This window comes from Pseudomonas sp. MHK4 (assembly GCF_054600775.1).
The window spans coordinates 278035-302374 of the sequence record NZ_BAAIAK010000006.1 but is presented as its reverse complement, the minus strand read 5'-3'; the positions used below and the strand labels follow the sequence as shown (position 1 = coordinate 302374).

General features: G+C 62.0%; 18 protein-coding genes and 1 pseudogene. 16 read left to right on the top strand and 3 right to left on the bottom strand.

The features are described 5' to 3' along the window. Positions 1-15 precede the first annotated feature (15 nt). Both ACYP2Q_RS17845 and ACYP2Q_RS17840 read right to left on the bottom strand, forming a co-directional pair. Positions 16-1155: an acyl-CoA dehydrogenase family protein gene (locus ACYP2Q_RS17845; RefSeq protein WP_459731717.1), complete on the bottom strand. Its 1140-nt coding sequence runs from the start codon at positions 1153-1155 to the stop codon at positions 16-18. Positions 1156-1411: 256 nt separating this feature from the next. After that, entirely contained in the window at positions 1412-4225 is a 2814-nt protein-coding gene (locus ACYP2Q_RS17840) for a LuxR C-terminal-related transcriptional regulator (RefSeq protein ID WP_459731715.1), read from the bottom strand. 203 nt (positions 4226-4428) lie between these two features. On the opposite strand from ACYP2Q_RS17840, the gene ACYP2Q_RS17835 reads away from it, so the two are divergent. From ACYP2Q_RS17835 to ACYP2Q_RS17775, 13 genes are all read left to right on the top strand, one after another. Beyond that, entirely contained in the window at positions 4429-5232 is an 804-nt protein-coding gene (locus tag ACYP2Q_RS17835) for an enoyl-CoA hydratase/isomerase family protein (protein ID WP_459731714.1), read from the top strand. Positions 5233-5292: 60 nt separating this feature from the next. After that, entirely contained in the window at positions 5293-6849 is a 1557-nt protein-coding gene (locus ACYP2Q_RS17830; RefSeq protein ID WP_459731713.1) for an acyl-CoA synthetase, read from the top strand. A gap of 4 nt (positions 6850-6853) precedes the next feature. Further along, positions 6854-8377: an acyl-CoA synthetase gene (locus tag ACYP2Q_RS17825; RefSeq protein ID WP_459731712.1), complete on the top strand. Its 1524-nt coding sequence runs from the start codon at positions 6854-6856 to the stop codon at positions 8375-8377. A gap of 222 nt (positions 8378-8599) precedes the next feature. Further along, entirely contained in the window at positions 8600-9739 is a 1140-nt protein-coding gene (locus ACYP2Q_RS17820; protein WP_459731711.1) for an acyl-CoA dehydrogenase family protein, read from the top strand. 31 nt (positions 9740-9770) lie between these two features. Then, positions 9771-10979: a lipid-transfer protein gene (locus ACYP2Q_RS17815; RefSeq protein ID WP_459731710.1), complete on the top strand. Its 1209-nt coding sequence runs from the start codon at positions 9771-9773 to the stop codon at positions 10977-10979. A 62-nt stretch (positions 10980-11041) separates the two neighbouring features. Then, positions 11042-12874, top strand: a complete 1833-nt coding sequence (locus ACYP2Q_RS17810; RefSeq protein WP_459731709.1) for a DUF1302 domain-containing protein — start codon at positions 11042-11044, stop codon at positions 12872-12874. A gap of 26 nt (positions 12875-12900) precedes the next feature. Further along, positions 12901-14268 (top strand): DUF1329 domain-containing protein, encoded by a 1368-nt coding sequence (locus ACYP2Q_RS17805; RefSeq protein WP_459731708.1) that lies wholly within the window; start codon positions 12901-12903, stop codon positions 14266-14268. A gap of 95 nt (positions 14269-14363) precedes the next feature. Next, a complete protein-coding gene (locus ACYP2Q_RS17800; protein WP_459731707.1) occupies positions 14364-15791 on the top strand; it encodes a coniferyl aldehyde dehydrogenase in 1428 nt (475 codons plus the stop codon). A 28-nt stretch (positions 15792-15819) separates the two neighbouring features. Next, entirely contained in the window at positions 15820-16902 is a 1083-nt protein-coding gene (locus ACYP2Q_RS17795; protein WP_459731706.1) for a Zn-dependent alcohol dehydrogenase, read from the top strand. Positions 16903-17042: 140 nt separating this feature from the next. Then, complete coding sequence (locus ACYP2Q_RS17790) at positions 17043-18236, top strand: acyl-CoA dehydrogenase family protein (RefSeq protein ID WP_459731704.1); 1194 nt, start codon at positions 17043-17045, stop codon at positions 18234-18236. 12 nt (positions 18237-18248) lie between these two features. Beyond that, entirely contained in the window at positions 18249-19391 is a 1143-nt protein-coding gene (locus tag ACYP2Q_RS17785) for an acyl-CoA dehydrogenase family protein (protein WP_459731703.1), read from the top strand. 148 nt (positions 19392-19539) lie between these two features. Next, on the top strand, positions 19540-19938 hold the full coding sequence (locus tag ACYP2Q_RS17780; RefSeq protein WP_447803113.1) for a hypothetical protein: 399 nt from the start codon (positions 19540-19542) through the stop codon (positions 19936-19938). A gap of 22 nt (positions 19939-19960) precedes the next feature. Further along, complete coding sequence (locus ACYP2Q_RS17775; protein WP_459731702.1) at positions 19961-20356, top strand: hypothetical protein; 396 nt, start codon at positions 19961-19963, stop codon at positions 20354-20356. A gap of 121 nt (positions 20357-20477) precedes the next feature. On the opposite strand, the gene ACYP2Q_RS17770 is transcribed toward ACYP2Q_RS17775, so the two are convergent. After that, positions 20478-21014 carry a glyoxalase superfamily protein gene (locus ACYP2Q_RS17770; RefSeq protein WP_459731701.1) on the bottom strand — a complete coding sequence of 179 codons (537 nt, stop codon included), beginning with the start codon at positions 21012-21014 and terminating at the stop codon, positions 20478-20480. 381 nt (positions 21015-21395) lie between these two features. Here ACYP2Q_RS17770 and ACYP2Q_RS17765 point away from each other — a divergent pair, with 381 nt between their 5' ends. The 3 genes and pseudogenes from ACYP2Q_RS17765 to ACYP2Q_RS17755 form a co-directional block, all read left to right on the top strand. Next, the gene (locus ACYP2Q_RS17765; RefSeq protein ID WP_459731700.1) at positions 21396-21857 is read left to right on the top strand and encodes an HvfA family oxazolone/thioamide-modified RiPP metallophore; all 462 of its coding nucleotides are present in this window, start codon (positions 21396-21398) and stop codon (positions 21855-21857) included. Between the two features lie 627 nt (positions 21858-22484). Beyond that, on the top strand, positions 22485-23906 hold the full coding sequence (gene ltrA, locus ACYP2Q_RS17760; RefSeq protein WP_459731699.1) for a group II intron reverse transcriptase/maturase: 1422 nt from the start codon (positions 22485-22487) through the stop codon (positions 23904-23906). A gap of 233 nt (positions 23907-24139) precedes the next feature. Then, positions 24140-24253, top strand: a pseudogene (locus ACYP2Q_RS17755) (DUF6124 family protein); the annotation flags it as partial. Positions 24254-24340: the final 87 nt, after the last annotated feature.

The window sequence follows — 24340 nt, the reverse complement described above, 5'->3', positions numbered from 1 at the left end:
TGTTGTTTTAGAGGTTCAGAGCTTGCGCGCGATCATTTCGCGCATGACTTCACTGGTGCCGCCGTAAATGCGGTTGACGCGCATGTCGACGAACGCGCGGGCGATCGGGTACTCCATCATGTAGCCGTAGCCACCGTGCAACTGGACCATGTCGTCGATGCACTTCCACAGGGTTTCGGTGGTGTAGAGCTTGGCGATCGCTGCCTCTTCCAGGGTCAGGCGCCGACGCATGTGCTCGCCCAGGTAGTAGTCGACCATGACGCGCAGGGCGGTGGCCTGGGCCTTGATATCGGCGAGTTTGAATTTGCTGTTCTGGAAGTCCCAAACGGTCTGGTTGAAGGCCTTGCGGTCCTTCACGTACTCGACGGTCTGTTCCAGCAGGCGCTCCAGTTTTGCGGCGGCGGACACGGCGATGGAGAAGCGCTCTTGCGGCAGCTCCCCCATCAGGTAGGTGAAGCCCAGGCCTTCTTCACCGATGCGGTTGCCGACCGGCACCCGCACGTTGTCGAAGAACAGCTCGGCGGTGTCGGCGGCGGCCTGGCCGACCTTCTCCAGCTTGCGCCCGCGCTTGAAGCCCGCGCGGCTGGCTTCCACGGCGATCAGGCTGATGCCCTTGGCACCGGCGGTGGGATCGGTCTTGCACACCACGATCACCAGGTCGGCGGTGAGACCATTGCTGATGAAGGTCTTGCTGCCATTGATCACGTACTCGTCGCCATCGCGTGCGGCTGTAGTGCGCACGGCCTTGAGGTCGCTGCCGGTGCCGGGTTCAGTCATGGCGATGGCAAGAATGATTTCACCTGCGCAGATGCCCGGCAGCCACTTGCGTTTCTGTTCTTGGTTGCCGCAGCGATTGATGTACGGGGCAATCACGTCGGAGTGCATGCCGAAGTAGGCGCCACTCACACCGGCCCGGGCGAACTCTTCGTTGAACACTGCGCAGTGGCCAAAATCGCCGCCGCCACCGCCGTATTCGGTCGGCAAGGTGATGCCGAGCAAGCCTTCACGCCCGGCCTTGAGCCAGGTCTCGCGGTCGACCTGGCCGGCCTTGTCCCAGGCGGCCTGGCGCGGCAGGCATTCACGCTCGAAAAAGCGCCGTGCGGTGGTGCGGAACATCTCATGGTCGTCGCGCAAAACGGTTCGGGCAATGTGCATGCAAGACTCCTCAATGATCACGGGCCGGCTGGGGCCCGGCGCCTTGGAACTGAGGGTTACGATAGGGTGGGGGGCCGGCGGGAACGCCACCCGAGGCGGGTGGCAAGGTAGAAATCAGTGATCAGAAAACACCGCAATCTACTGTGGGAGCCAGCCTGCTGGCGATGGCGGAGTGTCAGGCAACAGTGATGTTGTATGTGCCGGCCTCATCGCCAGCAGGCTGGCTCCCACAGGGTTTGTTCCTGGTCTGGAGATTTCAGGGGGGAGTGCTTGAGCCTTCCTGCGACTCAAGATCGCGCACCCGCGCCACCGCTTCATCGCGGCTGTTGACGCCGAGCTTGCTGTAGATATGGCTCAGGTGCCATTTCACGGTTTCCGGGGACAGCCCCAGGGCGCGGGCGATTTTCTTGTTGGGCAGGGCCTGGGCGAGCAGGCGCACCACTTCGATTTCACGTTCGCTCAACGGCTCCATGCCGGCGGCGAGGGGATTGCCCGGCGTGACGGGGGAGGGTTTGTCGGTCGGCACGGCCGGTACGGTCACCTGGGCCGCCTGCAGGCGCTCGACGTAGAACGCCAGCACGGGGTCCAGGTCTTCCTTGCTCGCGATCTCGCTGATCAGTTTCAGGGCGTCCGGGTGGGCGTCGAGCAGGCTGCGCAGTAACCCGAAGCGTTGCCCGCGTTGCAGCGCCTGCATGACGTGGTCACGGGCCGCCTGCGCGTTGCCGCGCTGGGATTCGATCACGCCGCTCAGGACCAAAAGGCGCACGGTGCCGAGCTGGCGGCGGTGCCGCTCACAGGTGTCGATCAGTTTTTCGATCCGCTTTAACCCGCCGTCCAGGTCGCCTTGCTGGATTTGCCAGCGCACCCGCGCATTCTCGGCCAGGATGTGGATCTCCTTGAGGGCACTGTGCCCGGCATCCGGGTGGCGCGCATCGATGGCTTCCAGGCGCGCCAGTTTGGAGTGGGCCTGGGCATGCTCGCCGAGCATCATCAGCCAGCGCACCTGCCAGGTCAGGCAGTAGGCTTGCAGGCGCTCCAGCCCGAGCTTGATCGCGTACTCGTCGAGCCGTTCGACGTAGGCCAGGGCTTCCTGATGATTGCCCGCCAGCCATTGCACGTTCCACAGCACCTGCATCACGCGCAGGACCGAATCGGGAATCGAGATCCGCTCGAGGATATCGACCCAGCCCGACAGCAGCTTGAACGCCGCGTCGACGTCATTGGTTTCGTACAGCACCTCACCCAGCAGTGCAGCGGAGAGGTAAGTGGCGTCGGCGCCGGCCTTGCCGCATTGCGCGGCTTCGTGCATCACCTCGCGGTAAACCCGCTCCGCCTGCTTCATCTGGCCTTCGAGGGCGTGGCTCAAGCCAATCATGCAGCGCCCCTGCAGACTGCCGGCGGTGGTGCCCAGGAGGGGTTCGCCATTGATCAGCAGCAGGGGGCGGTCGAGTTGTACCTGACGGGCCTTTTCGTATTCGCCCCGGTGCATGTAGAGCCAGGACAGGAGGTTGGCGCATGAACCCAGGGAAACGCTGTTGCTACCCGGGGGTGGATCGAGCAATTGTGGCAGCACCGCCATCGCCGCGTCCGTGTCATCGCGCTGCAGCGCCAGGGAGGCGCGCAGGATCGCAATCATGAAACGATCGTGCACGTCACTTTCAGGGACGTCGTGGAGCAGTTGATCCAGGCTGTTGACGCAGGCGACGAAATCTCGCGCATAGAGTTGCATCCGGGCCTTGAGGATGCGCAGCTTGATCCGCGCCTGCACTTGCTCCACCGGCAGCAGGCGCACCAGTTCGATGAGCATGCGCAGGTCGCCATGGGCATACAATGTCTCGGCGTTCTGCTGCACCAGGTCGGCGCCGGCATCCGGGTCGCCGGCCATGACGGCGTGGTGCACCGCCTCATCCAGATGCTGGTGATCGCGAAACCAGGCCCATGCCCGCGCGTGCACCGCCTGTTGTTCGGCGGCGCTGCGCGAATCGAAGTATTTGAGCAGGGTTTCGCGCAGCAGCGGGTGCAGGCGATACCAGGTTTCCCGTGCGGCGCTGTCCACCGGGATCAGGAACAGGTTGTCCCGTTCCAGGCGGGCGAGCAGGGCATTGGCTTCGCCGATCGCTTGTGGGTGGCCACTGAGGGCGGCGCACAGCGAGGCGCAGAAGCGGTTGCAGACCGCCATGAGCAGCATCAGGTCCAGATCCGTCGGCGACAGGTGGGACAACACCTCGACTTCGAAATATTTGGCGAACGCCTGGTTGTCGCGCACCTGGTCGGTGGTGGCAACGGCCGGGCGATTTTTCTTGCGGCTGACCGCGAGCAGTTGCAGGCCGGCGACCCAGCCATCGGTCAGTTCGTGCATCTGCCTGGCATCGCGGGCGCTGATATCGCCCAGCTGTGCCTTGAGAAATTGCTCGGACTCCGCCGGGGTAAAACGCAAATCCCGCAGGTTCAGTTCCAGTACCAGCTCCTGGCTGCGCAAGCGCGCCAACGACAGCGGCACGCTGCTGCGTGACACCAGGGCAAGGTGCAGATTGGCCGGTGCGTAGTCGATCAGCCATTGCAGGGCCTGATGAATACCGACGTCGGTCAGGTGGTGCAGGTCGTCGAGCACCAGCACCAGTTCGCGGTTGTGCCGGGCAATGCTGCGCACCAGGGTGATGACGGTGCGTTCCACCGCCTCGCTGTCAATACCGCGACCTTCCAGTTGAGTGGCTTCGTGGACCAGGTTCGGCTCGATCTGGCCGAGGCTGGCGAGCAGGTAGTCGAGAAAACGTGTCAGCTCGTTGTCGTCGGCAGACAGCGTCAGCCACGCCACATCGAAACCCAATGGCAGCAGCGCCTGACGCCAGGCGATGAGCGTCGAGGTCTTGCCGCAACCGGCCGGCCCCTTGAGCACGATGCAGCGCTGGCGGCGGGCCTTGAGCATCTGCTCCTGCAGGCGTTCGCGGGAAATCAGGCGCCCGGCACTGCGCGGTGGAAGCAGTTTGCTGCTGACGATCGGCGACTGAACCGCAGTGAAGACCTGGCTGGCAAGGGTGTCCGATGCATTGGACGGGCGGTGTTTGTCCATGGGGCTTTCCGATTCTTTTTTGTTTTGTGAGTGCGTCGAATCCCTTCGAGTGTAACCCAGAGCATGGGCGGCATGACCCTGTCTTTGCCGGCCACCACCCGATCCGGGTGGTCGTCGCCGATCAACGGATTGATCTACTGGAAAGCACAAGAATCGGGGAGCTGCGGCACTCCGTCAGAACAGTGGAGCGTTGAGGTTAGGCCATGGCCATTCAGTTCAGGATCATCGATCACGTGGCAGTCATCACGCTCGATGCGCAACAGTCGAACAGTGCGCTGACCATCAGCGACCTCATGCACCTGCGCAAGACCCTGGTGGCTTGTCAGGATGATGAACAGGTGCGGGTCATCGTGCTCACCGGTGCCGGTGAGCGCGGATTCTGCTGCGGTGCCAGTCCGCGCGAGCCGTCGCGCACGCAACCCGGTTTTGTCGCCGGTGCCCTGAAAAGCCGCGAGACCGAAGCCGAGGAGGGTAGCTATGCCCGGCTGTTCGACCTCAGCGACCTGGAGATCTGGAAGCCGATCATCGCCGCCATCAACGGCGCCTGCCTGGCCGGCGGTCTTGAACTGGCGTTGCAGTGTGACCTGCGCATCGCGGCCGACAGTGCCTCGTTCGGCTTGCCGGAAGTCTGCGCTGCGACCATTCCGGCGGCGGGTGGCGTGCAGTATCTGCTGCGCGCGGTGCCTGCTGCCCACGCCATGAAAATGGCCCTGACCGGTGAGCCGATCGATGCCCGGGAAGCCTTGCGCATCGGCCTGGTCATCGACCTTGTGCCCCGGCAACAGTTGTTGTCCACCGCCCTGATTCTCGCCGAACGCATCGCCGCCAATGGCCCGCTGGCGGTGCAGTCGATCAAGCAACTGGCGGTCCAGACCGCCCACCTGACGCCCCGGGATTTCGTGAATCAAGCCCACCTGCACTGGGGCTTGCTGCGCGACAGCCAGGATCACGTCGAAGGACGCATGGCCCAGTCCGAGAAACGCGCACCCAAATACAACGGAGCGTGACACCCCGCCCAGTCACTGTAGGCGGCCTTGCCTGACAACAATAATTCACAGGAAACCACCATGTATCTGACCCAAGGACTGCACCTTGTCTTGCAGCAGCGCCCCCACGCCCTGGCGACGGTCTTCCGCGACCGGCGCCACACCTATGCCCAGCTGGCCGATCGCGTCGCCCGTCTCGCCGGTGCCTTGCAGCAACTGGGCATGCACAGCGGCGACCGGGTGGGCCTGCTCGGTCTGAACTCCGACCGTTTTCTCGAGTACTACCTGGCCACCTGGTGGGGCGGTGGCGTGGTCAACCCGGTCAATATCCGCTGGAGCGTGGCGGAAATCGTCTACTCGCTGGACGATTGCGACACGCGCATCCTGATGATCGACGACAGCTTCCTGCCCATGGCCGAAGACATCGCCGGCGCGGCCAAGGTGCGGCCGCTGCTGATCCACGTGGGTGACGGCCCGGCCCCCGAGGGCATGCTCTCCTACGAACAGCTGATCAAATACGCCGAGCCCGTCGACGACGCCTTCCGCGGCGGCGACGACCTGGCCAGCATCCTGTACACCGGCGGTACCACCGGCCTGCCCAAAGGCGTGATGCAGTCGCACATGAACCTGTGGTCGTCGGCCGTGGCCCGCGCGGCCGACGTACCGGTGCCGGCGGATGCGCTGACCTTGCATATCGCCCCCATGTTCCACCTCGCGGCGCTGTCGCGGGTGATCCTGATCTCGCTGCTCGGATTGCCGAACATCTTCGTCCCGGCTTTCGATGCGCTGGGCGTAATGCAAACCATCGAGCGTGAACGGATCACGGACATCCTGATCGTGCCAACCATGCTCCAGGCGTTGATCATGCACCCCGAGTTCGCCAAACACGATCTCGGCTGCCTGCGCAGCCTGACCTATGGCGCCTCGCCGATTGCCGTGCCGTTGCTGGAACTGGCCCTCAAGGCCTTGCCGAACGTCGAGTTCACCCAGGGCTACGGCATGACCGAAGCCGCGCCGCCAATCAGCGCCAACGGCCCGGAAAACCACGGTGCCGAAGGGATCGCCAATGGGCGTTTGCGCTCGGCCGGACGACCTGGCCTGGGCGTCACGGTGCGTATCGTCGACGAACATGACAACGAAGTCCCGCGCGGAACGGTAGGCGAAGTCCTGGTCCGCGGCCCGAACATCATGCTCGGTTACTGGAACAAGCCTGAAGAGACCGCCCAGGCCCTGCGTGGCGGCTGGATGCACACCGGTGACGGTGCCTACATGGACGACGAGGGTTACCTCTACATCGTCGACCGCTTCAAGGACATGATCGTCAGCGGTGGCGAGAACGTTTACTCGGGTGAGGTCGAAAGCGCGATAGCCAGCCACCCGGCCGTCGCCGCCTGTGCGGTGATCGGCATTCCCTGCGCGCAGTGGGGCGAAGCGGTGCACGCGGTGGTGGTGCTCAAGCCGGACAACGAAGTCGCAGGCGCGCAGATCATCGAACACTGCCGCCGGCAGATCGCCGGCTACAAGACCCCCAAGTCGGTGGAGTTCCGCCAGGCCTTGCCGTTGTCGGGCGCCGGCAAAGTACTCAAGCGTGACCTGCGCGAACCGTTCTGGGCCGGCAAGGATCGGGGTGTGAGCTGACACCATGTACATGACCCAATGCCTGCAGCGCACGCTGCAACAGAACCCGGACCATATCGCGACGATTTTCGCGTCACGGCGCCACACCTACGGCCAGTTTGCCGAGCGCGTCGCGCGCCTGGCGGGCGCCTTGCAAACCCTCGGCATGGCGGCGGGGGATCGGGTCGGCATGCTCGCGCTCAACTCCGACCGTTACCTGGAATACATCATGGGCGTGTGGTGGGGCGGTGGCGTGCTCAACCCGGTGAACGTGCGCTGGAGCGTGCCGGAGATCGTCTACTCGCTGGACGATTGCGCCACCGCCATCCTGATCGTCGACGAGCATTTCGCCGGCCTCGCCGAAGGCATCCGCAACACCGCTCGCCAGGCGCCACGGTTCATCTACGCCGGCGAAGGCGAAGTTCCGGTGGGCATGCTCGCTTATGAGCAGCTGATTGCCCAGGCCGCGCCGGTGCAAGACGCCGGACGTGGGGGCGAGGACCTGGCCTGCATCATGTACACCGGTGGCACCACCGGTTTTCCCAAGGGGGTGATGCAGTCGCACTGGAACCTGTGGTCGGCGTGCATGCCGCGCATGGTCGATATGCCGCCGATCCGCGGCGGCCTGTTGTTGCACGTGGCGCCGCTGTTCCACGTCGCCGGCATGGCCCGGGCGCTGATCCAGTTCCTGGCGGGTGAAAGCCATGTGCTGGTGTCCGGCTTCGATGCCTTGCAAACGCTACAGATCATCGAGCGGGAACGGGTCACCGAAACGCTGCTGGTGCCAACCATGATCCTCGCGTTGCTGGCGCATCCAGACCGGGACAAGTACGACCTGGGCAGTCTCAAGCGCCTCACCTACGGCGCTTCACCCAGTGCTGGCGACATGGTCGAGCAAGTGCTCGCCCGGTTTCCGGACATCGAGCTGTCCCATTCCTATGGGCTGACCGAGGCCTGTCCGGTGGTATCGAGCAACCTGCCGTGCAACCACACCCCCGAGGCCCGCATCAGCGGCCTGTCGCGTTCGGTAGGGCGCGGTGGCCTGGGCGTCAACGTGAAGATCGTCGATCCCCACGGCCAGGAGGTCCCGCGCGGCACCGTGGGCGAGATCATCGTGCGCGGGCCGAACGTCATGCAGGGTTACTGGAACAAACCCGAAGAAACTGCCAGGGCACTGCGCGATGGCTGGTTGCACACCGGCGACGGCGCGTACATGGACGAGCAGGGTTACCTGTTCATCGTCGACCGCCTCAAGGACATGATCGTCAGCGGCGGTGAAAACGTTTATTCGGCGGAAGTCGAGAACGTCCTCGCCCGACACCCGGCGGTGGCGCTGGCGGCGGTGATCGGCGTTCCTCATGAACAATGGGGTGAGGCGGTACATGCAGTGGTGGTGCGCAAGCCTGGCGCCGAGGTCGATGAAGAGCAATTACGACTGTACTGCCGCGAATTCATCGCCGGGTACAAGTGCCCCAAGAGTGTCGAGTTCCGTGACGCGTTACCGCTCTCGGCCGCCGGCAAAATCCTCAAGCGCGAACTGCGCAAGTAACCACACCCAAACCCCTGTAGGAGCTGGCTTGCCAGCGATGGCATTGGTTGAAACACCGCACGCTTCAAGGACCATCGCCAGCAAGCCGGCTCCTACAAAGGTTGTGTTTCAAGCTTCTCGATTTTCGCTACCCGATCCGGGTGGCTTCAAGACCACCCCCCGTCAATACAGTGGTTTCACGAACCAGGCGCATGCCCGCCTGGCAACCCACTGGAGATTGCGATGCACATCAACCGTACCGTCTACCGTGAAGACCACGAAATGCTGCGTGAAACCGCGCGGCGTTTTTTCGAGCGTGAATGCCTGCCCAAGCAGGCGCAGTGGGACGAGGCCGGGCAGGTTGACCGGGAGACCTGGCTCAAGGCCGGCCGCCACAACCTGCTGTGCCTGACCGTGCCGACCGAATACGGCGGTGGCGGCGGCGACTTCGGTCACTCGGCGGTACTGATCGAAGAGCTGTACCGCGCCGGTGTCTCGGGCTGGAGCCTGGGCGTGCACTCAGACATCGTCGCGCCGTACATCGTGCGCCTGGGTACCGAAGAGCAGAAACAGAAATGGCTGCCGAAAATCTGCTCCGGCGAAACCGTGCTGGCGGTGGCGATGACCGAGCCGGGGACCGGTTCGGACCTCAAGGCAATCCGTACCACCGCCGTGCGCGACGGTGATGAGTGGGTGATCAACGGCAGCAAGACCTTCATCAGCAACGGCCTGACCTGCGACATGGTCGTGGTGGTCTGCAAGACCGATCCCGGCGCCGGTGCCAAGGGCTGCAGCCTGATCATGGTCGAGTGCGACCGCGAAGGTTTCCGGCGTGGGCGCAAGCTGGAAAAAGTCGGCCAGCACGCCGCCGACACCGCCGAGCTGTTCTTCGACAACGTGCGCGTGCCGGTGGGCAACCTGCTGGGCGAAGAGAACAAAGGCTTCATGCACCTGATGGAAGAGCTACCGCAGGAACGCCTGGTGATCGCCCTGTACAGCGCCGCCAAACTCGAACGCCTGCTGGAACAGACCGTCGAGTATGTCAAGGACCGCAAGGCCTTTGGCCAGACCGTCTGGGACTTCCAGAACAGCAAATTCAAGCTCGCCGACATCAAGGCCCAGGCCACCGCCGTGCGCCTGACCATCGACCATTACATCGGCGAACACATGCGTCGTCGCCTGACGGTGCAGGAGTCGGCCATCGCCAAGCTGTTCGCCACCGAAACCCTGTGCAAGTGCATCGACGACATGGTCCAGCTGCACGGCGGCTACGGCTACATGATGGAGTACCCGATCGCCCGCGCCTTCGTCGACATGCGCGTGACGCGCATCTTCGGTGGCACCAGCGAAGTGCTGCGCGAACTCATCGCGCGCCAGTTGTGATCCTTTTCCCCGCATTTTTCCAGGTGACACCATGAGCGAAAAAGTACTGGTTGCCGGCGTCGGCATGATCCCGTTCAGCAAGCCCGGCGCAAGCCCGACCTACGTGCAGATGGGCGCTGAAGCGGTCCGCCGCGCCCTGGTCGATGCAGGTATCGATTACAACCTGGTCCAGGAGGCGTACGCCGGTTATGTCTACGGCGACTCCACCAGCGGCCAGACCGTCCTGTACGAAGTGGGCATGACCGGGATTCCAGTGGTCAACGTCAACAACAACTGCTCCACCGGTTCCACCGCGTTGTACCTGGCACGCAAGGCCATCGAATCCGGTTCGGCCGATTGCGTGCTGGCGGTCGGTTTCGAACAGATGCAGGCCGGCGCCTTGAAATCCCACTGGGATGACCGTCCGCCAACCCGCGAGCGCTTCCTGCCGATCCTGCGCGGGCTGACCGCCGACTTGGACGGCATGCCCCAGGCCATCCGCACCTTCGGCGGTGCCGGGCGCGAGTACATGCACAAGTACGGCACCAAAATGGAAACCTTCGCCGCTGTACGCGCCAAAGCCAGCCGCCATGCGGCCAACAATCCGCTGGCACTGTTTCGCAAGGTGCTCAGCGTCGAAGACGTGATGAACGATCCGGTGATTCTGCCAGGCGCGATGACCCGTTTGATGGCCTGTCCGCCAACCTGCGGTGGCGCTGCGGCAATCCTCGTTTCCGAACGCTTTGCCAGAAAGCACGGCCTGCGCCGCGACGTGCAGATCGTTGCCCAGGCGATGACCACCGACACACCCGAATCCTTCAACTTCGACAAACCCTCGCTGCTCGACTGGGTCGGCACCCACATGACCCACGCCGCCGTGGGCCAGGTCTACGAGAAGGCCGGCGTCGGCCCGCAGGACATCGATGTCTGCGAGCTGCACGACTGTTTCGCCCAGAACGAGGTGATCTGCTACGAGTCGCTGGGTTTTTGCCCCGAAGGCGGTGCCGAGAAATTCGTCATGGATGGCGACAACACCTACGGCGGCCAAGTCGTCATCAATCCGTCCGGGGGCCTGCTTTCCAAGGGGCATCCGCTGGGCGCCACCGGGCTGGCGCAGTGCTACGAGCTGACCCAGCAATTGCGTGGCAACGCCGATCAGCGTCAGGTGCAAGGCGCACGTCTGGCCATGGCCCACAACCTTGGCCTGGGTGGCGCCTGCGTGGTGACGCTCTACGGAAAAAACACGGGCGTTGCCTGCTGATCACCACACGGAGCCTCGCTGGAATGGGCTCCCCAACACTTATCCTCAACCGGAGAAACCGCATGACAAAAACAACAATGCGCGGAGTTTTTCAGCCAGGTCTGCTGGCCGTCGCCGTAGTGCTTGCCATGGGCACGAGCAAACAGGCTCACGCTGTCGATTTCAATATCGGAGAAGTCCAGGGTAGCTTCGATTCATCGTTGTCGATCGGAGCCAGTTGGTCCACGACGGACCCGGACAAGCAGTTCATTTCCAACTTTAACTCCCAAGGTGTCAGCGGTGGCGATTCCGCCTCGCGGACCACCGATGACAACCGGCTGAACTTCAAGAAGGGCGAAACCTTCTCGAAGATCTTCAAGGGCGTGCATGACCTGGAACTGAAGTACGGCGACAGCGGCGCGTTCGTGCGCGGCAAGTATTGGTATGACTTCGAGCTGATGGACGAAAGCCGTCCGTTCTACGATATCGATGACGCGGGACGTGACCGGGCGGCCAAGTCGTCCGGTGCGATGTTCCTCGACAGCTTCGTCTACCACAACTACACGATCGGCGATCAGGTCGGCAACGTGCGCCTGGGCAAGCAGGTGGTGAGCTGGGGCGAGAGCACGTTCATCGGCAACTCGATCAACAGCATCAACCCGGTCGACGTGGCCGCCTTGCGCCGCCCGGGTGCCGAGGTCAAGGAAGGCCTGATTCCGGTCAACCTGCTCTACGTGTCCCAGGGACTGGCCGACAACATCACCGCCGAAGCGTTTTACCAGCTGGAGTGGGATAAATCGGTGGTGGACAACTGCGGTACGTTCTTCGGCAGCGACGGCGTACCCCAGGGCTGCAACGACCGGCTGGTGGTCGCCGGCCTCGACCTGCCACCGGGCGCCGCGCGCAATACCGGTGGCCTGGGCGCCATCGCCGCCGGCACCGACGATGCGTTCATCCCGCGCCTGAAGGACAACGATGCCCGCGACAGTGGCCAGTATGGCCTGGCCTTGCGCTGGTTCGTCCCCGAGTTCAACGACACCGAGTTCGGCGCCTATGCGATGAACTACCACAGCCGCAGCCCGTACCTGAGCATCAATCAGATGAGCAGTGCGGCAGGGGGGGTGACCTCGGCCCGCAGCGTGCGTTATTTCATCGACTATCCGGAAGATATCCGCCTCTACGGCTTGAGTTTCCAGACCAACGTCGAGGGCGTGTCACTGGGCGGCGAAGTCAGCTACCGGCCGAACATGCCGCTGCAACTCAATACCGCCGACCTGCTGTCTGCCGCGACCTTCGGTGCAACCTCGCCGTTGATCACCACAGGTTTCGCCGGTCGCAACCTGGGCGCCGAGGTCAACGGCTACAAGCGCATGCCGGTCACCCAGGCGCAAGTCACCGCGACCCAGTTCTTCGACCAGGTGCTCGGCGCCAGTCGCCTGACCGTGGTCGGTGAGGTGGGCTACAACCACATCAATGGCCTGGGCAAGGCCGATGGTTCCGAGTTGCGCTTCGGTCGCAGCCCGGCGTTTGGTTCCGGTGAACTGCAGGGCGCCGCGGGCCCGGCCACGTGCCTGGGCACCGCCGCGGGCACGCCGAGCGCCAGCAACCCGGCGCAGGAATGCAATGACGATGGCTTCTACACCAGCAACAGCTGGGGCTATCGCCTGCGCGGCAAGCTCGACTACCAGAACGTGATCGCCGGCATCAACCTGTCGCCGAACCTGGCCTGGTCCCATGACGTGCAGGGCTACGGCCCGAACTTCGACGAAGGGTCCAAGGCGGTCAGCGTCGGAGTGGATGCCGATTACCTGAACACCTACAACGCCAGCCTCAGTTACACCAATTACTTTGGTGGCGATTTCAACACCAACGTCGACCGCGACTACGTTGCGCTCAGCTTCGGCGTGAATTTCTGATGTTACCCTGCCAGAGGAAACTGAACATGAAAGCACGTTTTATCCTGCGCGCTGGCGCACTGAGCCTGTCGTTGCTGGCTGGTGCCGTGATGGCCGCTGTTTCGCCCCAGGAAGCCGCCCAACTGGGCACCACGCTGACCCCCTTGGGCGCCCAGAAAGAGGGCAATGCCAACGGCAGCATTCCGCCCTGGAGCGGTGGCCTCAAGCCCGGTGCGGCAGCGCTCGACAACGGTTTTCTCGGTGACCCGTTTGCCGGTGAAAAACCGCAACTGGTGATCACCGCGGCCAATGCCGAGCAGTACAAGGACAAGCTGACCCCGGGCCAACTGGCGATGTTCAAGCGCTACCCGGACAGCTACAAGATCCCGGTGTACAAGACCCAGCGTACCGCCGCGTCGCCGCAGGACATCTACGACATTGCGAAAAAGAGTGCGGTGACCACGCAGCTGACGCCCGACGGCAATGGCCTGCTCAATTTCAGCCAGACCCGCTATTACCCTTTCCCGATTCCGAAGAGCGGCGTCGAGGTTTTCTGGAACCACACCAACCGCTACCGCGGTGGCAACATGGAGCGCCAGGCGGCACAGGCCGCACCGCAAGCCAACGGCTCCTATTCGATTGTCGAGTACGACGACAAACTGGCGTTCCCGCAATTGATGGAAGGGGTATCGGGCGGCGAGGGCGACAACGTCCTGTATTACTACAAGCAGGAAATTACTGCGCCGTCGCGCATGGCCGGCAGCGTGATCCTGATCCACGAGACCATCGACCAGGTCAAGGAGCCGCGTCTGGCGTGGGTCTACAACGCCGGCCAGCGCCGGGTGCGCCGCGCACCGCAGGTGGCCTACGACGGTCCGGGCAACGGCTCCGACGGCATGCGCACCGCCGACAATACCGACATGATGAACGGCGCGCCGGATCGTTATGACTGGAAGCTGGTCGGCAAGAAGGAACTGTACATCCCGTACAACAACTATCGCTTGCAGTCGCCGAAAGTGAAGTACGACGACATCATCAAGCCAGGGCACATCAACCAGGACCTGACACGCTACGAGCTGCACCGTGTGTGGCACGTAGAGGCCACGCTCAAGCCCGGCCAGCGTCATGTTTATGCCAAGCGTGACATGTACTTCGACGAAGACACCTGGCAACTGGCCGAGGTCGATCACTACGACGGTCGTGGCCAGCTATGGCGGGTGGCGGAAGGTTATGCGATCAACGACTACGAGCGCGGCGCACCGAACTTCGCCATGCTCGGGATCTACGACCTGATTGCCGGTCGCTACAACGTGCTGGCGATGACCAACCAGTCCCGGCATGCCACCACCTATGGCATGACCGCGAAGATGACCGACTTCACCCCTTCGGCACTGCGTAACGCTGGTATTCGCTGACCATTGGCCGCGTTTGACCCAACGCCCTGTTCGCAGGGCGTTGTGCTGTTTGTGGGTGCCCACCACCTGATCCGGGTGGCGGCGCCGCCCCTGTGATGATCAACCATGCAGCCAGACCCGACGCATCGCTGCCTGAGCGCGGCGCGTCCATAAAAACAAGAGAGGTAGTGATGAGCGTCATCGAGAGTTCAGCGAGTACCGATATCCGCACGATCCTGGATAAACAACGGGCGGCCTTCCTCGCCCGAGATCCCTACAGCCTCGAAGAACGTTGTGAATTGATCGACCGGGCGATCGGCTTGTTGGTCACTCATGAGCAGCAGATCGTCGATGCGTTGACGGCGGACTTCGGTCATCGCAGCCCTGGTTTTTCCAAGGGCAGCGAAGTGCTGTCGCCGTTGGCGACGCTCAAGCAGACCAAGGCCGAACTGGCCGGATGGATGCGCCCGCAACAACGCCAGGCGAGAGCCGGCGAAGCCTGGGTGCAATACCAGCCGCTGGGCGTGGTGGGTATCGTCACCGCCTGGAACGTGCCCGGCTACATGGTCTTCAGCGGTTTGGCCGGTGCCTTGGCCGCCGGTAACCGGGTGATGATCAAACCGTCGGAATTCACCCCGCACACCTCAAGGCTGATCGCGCGCCTGATCCGCTCGGTGTACGCCGAAGATGAAGTGGCGGTGGTCCTTGGCGGGGCAGAGGTCGGCCAGGACTTCTGCAGCCAGCCGTTCGATCACTTGCTGTTCACTGGCGCCACCAGCATCGGCAGGCACGTATTGCGCGCGGCGGCGCAGAACCTTGTACCTGTGACCCTGGAACTGGGTGGCAAGTCACCGACCATCATTTCACGCACCGCGGATTTCAAGGACGCAGTGGCCAAGGTGGTCATCGGTAAGCTGCTCAACGCCGGTCAACTGTGCGTGGCGCCTGACTATGTGTTCGTGCCGCACGAGTCGGTGGAGGCTTTCATCGGCGTGGCCAAGGCGGTGGTGGCCAGGTTCTTCCCGACGCTCAAGGACAACCCCGACTACACCTCGATCATCAACGCCCGGCATTTCGAGCGGTTGCAGGGATATCTGCGTGAAGCGCGCGAGGCCGGTGTCGAACTGATCGAACTGAACGCCGCTGCCGAGGATTTCAGCCAGACCACGCTGAACAAGATCGTGCCGACCCTGTTGCGCAATCCTGCTGACGACCTGCAGGTGATGCAGGACGAAATCTTTGGCCCGCTGCTGCCGATCAAGCCCTATGACGCCATCAGCGAGGTGATCGCCCAGATCAACGCCCGCCCGCGGCCGCTGGCGCTGTACTACTTCGGCAATGACGCCGCCGAAGAAGCCATGGTGCTGACCCGCACCTGTTCCGGCGGCGTGACCCTCAATGGCGTGTTAAGCCACGCCAGTACCGAAGGCCTGCCGTTCGGTGGTGTCGGCCAGAGCGGCATGGGTGCCTACCACGGCATTGACGGTTTCCGCACCTTCAGCCACGCCAAAGCCGTACTGCGCACGGCGGCCAACCCGGCCTGAACCCCATCACATTCTCGAGAGAACTGCCATGAAAGCTGCCGTATTCCATCAGGTTGGAGCCCCGCTGGTCATTGAAGAAGTGGGTATCAGCAAACCGGGTCCGCGGGAAGTGTTGATCCGTACCAAAGCAGTGGGTGTCTGCCATTCGGATCTGCACGTCATCGACGGCTCGTTTCCGTACCCGGGCCCGCTGGTGTTGGGTCACGAAGCGGCGGGCGTGGTTGAACAGGTGGGCTGCGAGGTGCGTTCGGTCAAGCCGGGGGACCACGTGGTCACCTGCCTGACCGTGTTCTGCGGTCATTGCGAACACTGCGTAACCGGTCACCTGGCGCGTTGCGTATCCCCGGAAACCAAGCGCGGCAAGGACGAGGAGTCGCGTCTGACCTACGTGCAAAAACCCATCCCGCAATTCGTCAACCTGTCCGGTTTCGCCGAGCAGATGCTGGTGCACGAAAACGCCTGCGTGGCGATCCGCCGGGACATGCCGCTGGATCGCGCCGCACTGCTCGGTTGCGCCGTGACCACCGGCACCGGTGCGGTCTTCAACACCGCCAAGGTGCGCCCCGGCGAGACCGTGGCTGTGATCGGCTGCGGCGGTATCGGCCTGGCCGCCATCAACGGTGCGGCGCTGGCCGGGGCAGGGCGGATCATTGCCATCGACATGCTCGACTCGAAACTGGAACTGGCCAGACAGTTCGGGGCCACCGACCTGATCAATGGCCGCGACGGCGATGCGGCCAAGCAAGTGCTGGAGCTGACCCGTGGCGGCGTGCACCACGCCTTCGAGTGCATCGGCCTCAAGCAGACCGCCGAGCAGGCGTTCGCCATGTTGGCTCGCGGCGGCACCGCCACCGTGATCGGCATGCTCAAGCCGGGCCTGAAAATCGAACTGGACCCGTTGCAGTTGCTGCACGAGCGACGCATCCAGGGCTCGCTGATGGGTTCCAACCGCTTCCCGGTGGACATGCCGCGCCTGGTGGACTTCTACATGGCCGGCAGGCTCAAGCTCGACGAGATGATTTCCCAGCGCATCCGCCTGGAGCAGATCAACGAGGCGTTCGATGAGTTGCGTCGCGGTGAACTGGCGCGCTCGGTCATCGTTTTCGACTAAGCACCGTGATTACCCCCCTGTAGGAGCGAGCTTGCTCGCGAAGGTGTGTCAGTCGGCACCAGGGTAGCTGACGCACCATCGCGAGCAAGCTCGCTCCTACAAGGGATTGTGGTTATGCCGAATTTCTTTGGAGTTGATGGATGGACATTGAATTCACGGTCCACGAACAAGCCTTCCGCCAGGAGGCCCGGGCCTTCCTGCGCGACAACTTGCCGAGCGAACTGGCCGAACGAATTTCCCTGGGCAAACGCCTGAGTAAAGAACACCAGGTGCAATGGATGCAGATTCTCGACCGGCAAGGCTGGCTGGCGCCGGGCTGGCCCCAAGAGTTCGGCGGTACCGGCTGGAGTGCCGTGCAAAAGCACATCTTCGATGAGGAGTGTTTCGCAGCAGGCGCTCCGAAAGTGGTGTCCTTCGGCCTGAAAATGGTCGCACCGGTGATCATCAAGTTCGGCACGGCGCAGCAGAAGGCGCACTTTCTGCCGCGCATTCTTTCCTGCGAAGACTGGTGGTGCCAGGGCTACTCCGAGCCCGGCGCGGGCTCCGATTTGTCCTCGTTGAAAACCCGCGCCGTGCGCGAGGGCGATCACTACGTGGTCAACGGCCAGAAAACCTGGACCACCCTGGCGCACTATGCCGACTGGATGTTCTGCCTGGTGCGCACCGACCCCGAGGCCCGTCAGCAGCGGGGCATTTCCTTCCTGTTGATCGACATGAAAACCCCGGGCATCAGCGTACGACCGATCATCACCCTGGATGGCGAACATGAAGTCAACGAAGTGTTCTTCGACAACGTGCGGGTGCCGGTGGCGAACCTGGTGGGCGAAGAGAATCACGGCTGGACCTGCGCCAAGTACCTGCTGACCCATGAGCGCACCAGTATCGGCGGGATCGCCCAGAACAAGGCATTGCTCACCCGGCTCAAGCGCATTGCCAGCCAGGAGGTACGGGACGGCCAGCCATTGATCGAAGACCCGCTGTTTCGCGCACAGGTTGCCGAGGTCGAAATGCAATTGATGGCCGCCGAGATGAGCAACTTGCGCACACTGGCTGCCACTCAAAACGGTGACGTACCCGGTGCCGAAAGTTCGTTCCTGAAGATCAGGGGTACCGAGATCCGACAGGCCATCACCTACCTGATCGGCAAGGCGGTGGGCCCCTATGCCTTGCCCTTCATCGAGGATGAACTGGGTTATGGCAGCGAACCTTTGCTCTACTCCGATTACAGCAGCGCGGCCACCTATCAGTATCTGGATGCGCGCAAGGCCTCGATCTACGGCGGGGCCAACGAGATCCAGAAGAACATCATCGCGAAAATGATCCTCGAACTGTAAGGCGCCACGATCATGGATTTCAAACTGACAGAAGAGCAGCTGATGCTGCAGGAAACCGCCGCGCGCCTGGTGCGTGACGTCTACGGTTTCGAACGGCGCGAGCGCTATCGCCAGAGTCAACAGGGGTTCAGCGCCCCGTTCATGCAGCAGTTGGGCGACCTCGGCCTGTGCGCCTTGCCCTTCGCCGAGGCCTATGGCGGCTACGGTGGCAGCGGCGTGGAGAACATGCTGATCATGACCGAGCTGGGCCGGGGCCTGTGCCTTGAGCCTTACCTGCAATCGGTGATCTTTGCCGGCGGGCTGGTCGCCCAACTGGGCAGCGAAGCGCAGAAAGACACCTTGTTGCCGCAGATCGGCAACGCCAGCCTGCAACTGGCCGTGGCCCTTGACGAGCCGCAGAGTCATTACCGCTTGAACGATGTGCAGACCCACGCCGAGGCGGTGATCGGCGGCTGGAAGCTCAATGGCCGCAAGTCGGTGATCATCGGCGGCCAGAGTGCCGGGCTGATCCTTGTGTCGGCTCGCACCAGCCATGGGATTCGGGACGAGCAGGGCATCAGTCTGTTTCTGCTCGACCCGCAGGAGGCCGGTGTGCGTCGGCGCGATTTCGCCACCATGGACGGACGCAAGGCCTGCGAGCTGTACCTGGAGGACGTGTTCGTCGAGCGCGGCGAGCTACTCGGCGAACCGGGCCAGGCGTTCGCCGCGCTGCGTTACCAGCAAGGCCGCTGCATCGCCGCCCAGTGCGCCGAAGCCGTCGGCAGCATGGAAGCCGCCTGTGCCTTGACCCTCGACTACCTGAAGACCCGCCAACAGTTCGGCCAGCCGATCGGCAAGTTCCAGGTGCTGCAGCACCGCATGGTCGATATGCGCATCGAACTGGACCAGGCCACCTCCATGACCCTGCTGGCCGCCTGTGTGGCCGATCAGGCAGACAGCGACGAGCGCAGTCGCATCCTGGCGGCCGCCAAGTTCATCGTCAGCCGCGCCAGCCGCTTCGTCGCCGACCAGGCCATCCAGCTGCATGGCGGCATCGGCCTGACCTGGGAATACATGCTGTCGCACCATGCCAAGCAGTTACTGATGGTGGCCCGGCAGATGGGTGATGACGATCACCATTTGCAGGCTTATGCGAAGTTGATGCAGGTGGCGTAAGTCGGGTCCCTAAACCTACAGGAGTGACATGGAAGTGCTCCTGTTCTTCGCACGCTATTAATTTTATCGTGAATAGTTATATTCGCAGAGTGTTGCGTGTCTACTCTTAAAGGATTGGATCCGCTGCGTTATATCAGAGGTGAAGGAGATGAATAATATAATTGCCTGTTCAATAGTTGTACTGTTGCTGGCGGGTTGCTCTTCCTCAGGTCATCAAGCTGCCATGGATGCGCATGCCGATGCTCCGGCGACTGCCAAACAGCTGAACGCAAGCGAGATAAACTCGACGGTAATAGGTCGCAAGCATTCCAGCGTAACCTCAACCGGTTATCCCTTCTCTGAAACACTGAACCCTGACGGCACCTCAACCATCCAGATTTCCAGCGAGCCCATGCAGGCTGGCACCTGGGTGATTACCGAAGACGTCATCTGCGTGACCTATCAGAAATATGGCAAGGAGTGCAATAAAGTACTCAGTGACGGGGTCACGATCTGGTTTGTTGACAGTGTAAAAAACAAAACCAACAACAAGTTTACCGTTCAATAAAGGTTGATGCGCGAGGTGCGGCATGAACAAAGAATATTGGAGTTGGATATTCCTGGCCCTTGTCTTGTCCGGTTGCGCTTCGTCTGGTAGCCATACGATAAAGCCTGTTTCACCTACGGCGGTTGCGCTGGATGATGAGCAAGTACGCAGCACCCTGATTGGTAACAAACTCAATAATGTAGGACCTTCGGGCTTGCCGTATTCATTAAGCTTCAATGCCGACGGTACCGAAATATTCAAGATGTCCGGCAATCCACCCGAAACCGAATACTGGACCGTCAAGGATGGCGTGATCTGTTTCACCTCGCCCAAGATCCCCAAGGAATGTTATCGGCTGAAAAAGGACAAGGACGACTACTGGCTGGTCGATCCACAGACGGGGGCAGTGCACTACCACTACACCTTGACGGCGCAATGATCGAGGCGAGCCTACAGCTCCAGGTGCAGGAGCCAGGCTTGCCGGCGAACCAGGCGCCGTGGTGCCCCTGTTGCACCACATTATCGTTCTCCGCCGGCAAACCTCGCTCCTGCAGGTCCGGTCAGCCCTGGCAGAAGCGGATCCGGTTGCCGAACGGATCGTAGACTTCCAACACTTGCCCCCAGCCCTGCTGGATAATCTCTGGTCGTCCGTAGCCGTAGCGCTTGGCGAGCAACTCGTCGCGCAGCCGTTCGATATTGTTCATTGGCACAAACACCGTCGAGCCCGGGCTGGCGTCGCCATGATGTTCGGACAGGTGCAGTTGCAGACCGTTGCGGCTGATGCCCAGGTACAGCGGCAGGTCGGCTTCGAAGCGGTGTTCGAATTCGACGCTGAAACCCAGGAAATCGAGATAGAACTCGCGGGCCTTGGCTTCGTCGAACATGCGCAGTATGGGAATCGGCTTGTCGAAGGTCACGGTGGAGGAGGGTTGGGTATCGGCCTGGGGAAGCATCGCGGACGCGGTGTTCCAGTCCTTGTAGCCCAGTTGTTGCGCGACCAGTTCCAGCGCGGTGGAGTGAGACAGGCTCTGGTTGCGTTCCTCCAGCGAGGCGCGCAACTGTTTGGCCATTTGCTTGGCTTGCTCGATCGAAATCATCGTGGCTCCTTTAGCCGAGATCCTTGGGTGCCCGCGTTGCCAAACCTCGACCGTCAAGAGATACGACAGGGTTGGTATGAGGAAGCGATGCTTTCACCTTTCCCAACGGGAGCGAGCGGCGGGCAGCATTGGCCCGGTGCCGATAGTACATAGCCGCTGCTGTGACAGGAAGACCTGGGGGCCTGTGTATCGCTGTGTATCCAGACCCGCCGTACGCAGACTGGCTTACAAATGCCCCTGCAACCGGATACATCCGGGATACACGGTTGCCGTCAAATAGCCCTGCCTTAGCGAGAAAGCAAACGCACCTCGCACCACGGCTTATCGCCCTTGTGGCAAGACCCGCGCGGCTCGGCCGCACACAGTATCCGGAGAATCACCATGTCCCGTATGTCGAACAAATCCCGTATTGGCCTGATCGCTGTTGCACTGGCCGGCAGCCTCAACCTCGCATCCACCGCCTTTGCCGCAGACGCACTGCCTCAGGGCTACCAACTGGCCGCAGCGGAAAAGACCAGTGAAGGCAAGTGTGGCGAAGGCAAGTGTGGCGCAGATGAAGCCGGCGCCAAAGTGACCAAGGCCGGCGAAGGCAAGTGCGGTGAAGGCAAGTGCGGCGATGCTTCGTTCGCCCGTACCGACGCCGACCACGACGGCCGCGTTTCCCTCAAGGAACTGTTGACCGTAGCCCCGCAGGGTGGTGAAGAGTTCAAGGCCATGGACACCAACAACGACGGCTTCCTGTCCGAAGGCGAGGTCTACAAATTCCGCACCAACCAGTTCACCTCCAACGGCAAGAAAGTGCCTACGGAGCTGTTTACCCAGATGAGCAAGGCGAAGAGCTGAAAACGCGAACTGGAACCTGGCTTGCCGGCGAAGGCATCCTCGAAGATTGCACTGATCTTTCAGGCAACTTCGCTGGCAAGAACTTGCGTTGTTAAAGACTTCGCCTCGTTAACCTTCTTGGGTCGCTGCCAATTCAGCGAACGGGTGTGGTAGCCCGGTTACTTCATAGACCCAGAACGCCTCAGGGCGTTTTTTTATGCGTGCGCCAGGCATGGCGCGTTGCGCGCAAGCGCAACCAGCTTGGCTGTGGTGGCCTCGCTGGTGACTTGGAGGTGAAAGTCCTTTACACACCCGGCAAGGGGAAGTGTTAGCCAGAGGCAAGGGTGTCGCGGGTGACCGCGAATCTGAAGGAAGCCCGAGGCAAAATGCTGGCCTGACGAACAGCAAGCGGATAGAGGCGGCGCAGCGGGGTAAAGGGGCGTGTTTCCCTAAAGCCCAATACTTGCACGGGACGCTGCGACGTAGATCCGACAGGCATAAGCAGGAAGGTCGCGCGAATTACCCTGGGAGATCTGCACGTTTGCCACAGTGCTACCGAGCGTCGAGAGGCGACGGGATGAACGTGCAGAAGTCAGCCGAGGCCGTAGTAAGTGGCGAATAACCCCGTCACCAAGGGCCGAACAAGTTATGCCGCCAGTAGGCGTCAAAGTCTCGTTGAATACCGAAATGCAGAAATTTCTCCAAGAGAAGACTGTTACTCCGAGTCCCGGACAGTATCCGAGGATGACGGCTGACAGCGCACAGGTATCGGCGGCGTCTGTGACGTGGACGAACGCGGAGCCGGACACGCTGATGGAGCGGGTGCTTGCACCGGCCAACCTTAGGCGTGCGTATCAACGTGTGGTCAGCAACAAGGGCGCACCGGGTGCCGATGGCATGACGGTCGACGACTTGGCGGACTACGTGAAACAGTATTGGCCGACCCTCAAGGTGAGGTTGCTGGCCGGCGAGTATCACCCGCAGGGTGTACGCGCCGTTGACATCCCCAAACCCAAAGGCGGAACACGGCAACTGGGTATTCCCAGCGTCGTGGATCGCTTGATCCAACAGGCACTGCTGCAACAGCTCACGCCAATCTTCGATCCTCTGTTCTCGGACTACAGCTACGGCTTTCGTCCGGGTAGAAGCGCTCACCAAGCCATCGAAACCGCTCGCGGCCACGTGGCAGCGGGTCACCGCTGGTGCGTGGAACTTGATCTCGAGAAGTTCTTTGATCGGGTCAACCACGATGTCCTGATGGCCTACGTGGCGCGTCAAATCGAAGACAAGCGTGTGCTCACGCTGATCCGTCGTTACCTCGAAGCGGGAACGATGTCGGGTGGACTCGTCAGCCGACGGCAGGAAGGGACGCCGCAAGGCGGCCCGCTCTCGCCGTTGCTGTCGAATATCCTGCTCAACGAACTCGACCGCGAACTGGAACGGCGAGGCCATCGCTTCGTGCGTTATGCCGACGACGCGAACATCTATGTGCGCAGTCAGCGAGCTGGCACGCGGGTGATGACCGGTGTTGAGCGTTTCCTGAATCAGCGCCTGAAACTGACGCTGAACCGGGAAAAGAGCCACGTAGCACAGCCTTGGGTCTGCGACTATCTGGGTTATGGGATGAGCTGGCATCAGCAACCGAGGCTGAGAGTGGCGACGATGAGTCTGGGTCGCTTGCACGACCGGTTAAGAGACCTGCTGCGCGGGGCGCGGGGCCACAAGATGGCGAATGTCATCGAACGGATAAACCCTGTGCTGCGCGGGTGGGCAGGCTACTTCAAGCTCAGTCAGAGCAAACGGCCACTTGAGGAAATTGACGGCTGGGTGCGGCGCAAACTTCGCTGCGTCGTCTGGCGTCAATGGAAGCGGCCCTCAACGAGGGCACGTAACTTGATGCGCCTGGGGCTTAGCGAAGCTCGCGCCTGCAAATCAGCCTTCAATGGCCGAGGCCCATGGTGGAGCTCGGGAGCATCTCATATGAATCAGGCGCTGCCGAAGAAGCTATGGGATCAACTTGGGTTGGTCTCGGTACTGGATACGATAAACCGGCTTAGCCGCATAGCTTGAACCGCCGTATACGGATCCGTACGTACGGTGGTGTGAGAGGACGGCGGATGTAAATCCGCCTCCTACTCGATTGGCTGCTTTGTGGCGGCTGTGCATGGGAGGCTTCGGCCTGCCGGGTTCCTATGACCGGTCTACCACCCTGTGTACAGCCGTCTCCCTATTTGCGTGGTAGCGGGTGGGGAGGGGCTCACTTTCATAGGAGCTTCATCATGTTCAAACCAACGCCAAATCCCGCGTTTATTCTCAATGGCCCGAAATGTAATTTGGCCTTGGCCATTCAGCAGATGATTGCTTTGGCTGAGCTGTCGGTGAACCGGGTGTTGGATCGTGTAGATCCGCAGGAGTAGGTCAGGGCGCTGGAGTCGTAGGAGTTAGCTTGCTTCGGGTGGCGTTCCGATGGTGGAAATCACCTTTGGTTTTTTCGCAAGCTCACT

Bases quoted from the DNA above. Each gene is read 5' to 3' on its own strand.
- ACYP2Q_RS17815 (WP_459731710.1), top strand. From the start codon at position 9,771: ATGAGCGAAAAAGTACTGGTTGCCGGCGTCGGCATGATCCCGTTCAGC.
- ACYP2Q_RS17805 (WP_459731708.1), top strand. From the start codon at position 12,901: ATGAAAGCACGTTTTATCCTGCGCGCTGGCGCACTGAGCCTGTCGTTG.
- ACYP2Q_RS17790 (WP_459731704.1), top strand. From the start codon at position 17,043: ATGGACATTGAATTCACGGTCCACGAACAAGCCTTCCGCCAGGAGGCC.
- ACYP2Q_RS17835 (WP_459731714.1), top strand. From the start codon at position 4,429: ATGGCCATTCAGTTCAGGATCATCGATCACGTGGCAGTCATCACGCTC.
- ACYP2Q_RS17845 (WP_459731717.1), bottom strand. From the start codon at position 1,155: ATGCACATTGCCCGAACCGTTTTGCGCGACGACCATGAGATGTTCCGC.
- ACYP2Q_RS17825 (WP_459731712.1), top strand. From the start codon at position 6,854: ATGTACATGACCCAATGCCTGCAGCGCACGCTGCAACAGAACCCGGAC.
- ltrA (WP_459731699.1), top strand. From the start codon at position 22,485: ATGCCGCCAGTAGGCGTCAAAGTCTCGTTGAATACCGAAATGCAGAAA.
- ACYP2Q_RS17785 (WP_459731703.1), top strand. From the start codon at position 18,249: ATGGATTTCAAACTGACAGAAGAGCAGCTGATGCTGCAGGAAACCGCC.
- ACYP2Q_RS17775 (WP_459731702.1), top strand. From the start codon at position 19,961: ATGAACAAAGAATATTGGAGTTGGATATTCCTGGCCCTTGTCTTGTCC.
- ACYP2Q_RS17830 (WP_459731713.1), top strand. From the start codon at position 5,293: ATGTATCTGACCCAAGGACTGCACCTTGTCTTGCAGCAGCGCCCCCAC.
- ACYP2Q_RS17795 (WP_459731706.1), top strand. From the start codon at position 15,820: ATGAAAGCTGCCGTATTCCATCAGGTTGGAGCCCCGCTGGTCATTGAA.
- ACYP2Q_RS17780 (WP_447803113.1), top strand. From the start codon at position 19,540: ATGAATAATATAATTGCCTGTTCAATAGTTGTACTGTTGCTGGCGGGT.
- ACYP2Q_RS17820 (WP_459731711.1), top strand. From the start codon at position 8,600: ATGCACATCAACCGTACCGTCTACCGTGAAGACCACGAAATGCTGCGT.
- ACYP2Q_RS17840 (WP_459731715.1), bottom strand. From the start codon at position 4,225: ATGGACAAACACCGCCCGTCCAATGCATCGGACACCCTTGCCAGCCAG.
- ACYP2Q_RS17810 (WP_459731709.1), top strand. From the start codon at position 11,042: ATGACAAAAACAACAATGCGCGGAGTTTTTCAGCCAGGTCTGCTGGCC.
- ACYP2Q_RS17800 (WP_459731707.1), top strand. From the start codon at position 14,364: ATGATCAACCATGCAGCCAGACCCGACGCATCGCTGCCTGAGCGCGGC.
- ACYP2Q_RS17770 (WP_459731701.1), bottom strand. From the start codon at position 21,014: ATGATTTCGATCGAGCAAGCCAAGCAAATGGCCAAACAGTTGCGCGCC.
- ACYP2Q_RS17765 (WP_459731700.1), top strand. From the start codon at position 21,396: ATGTCCCGTATGTCGAACAAATCCCGTATTGGCCTGATCGCTGTTGCA.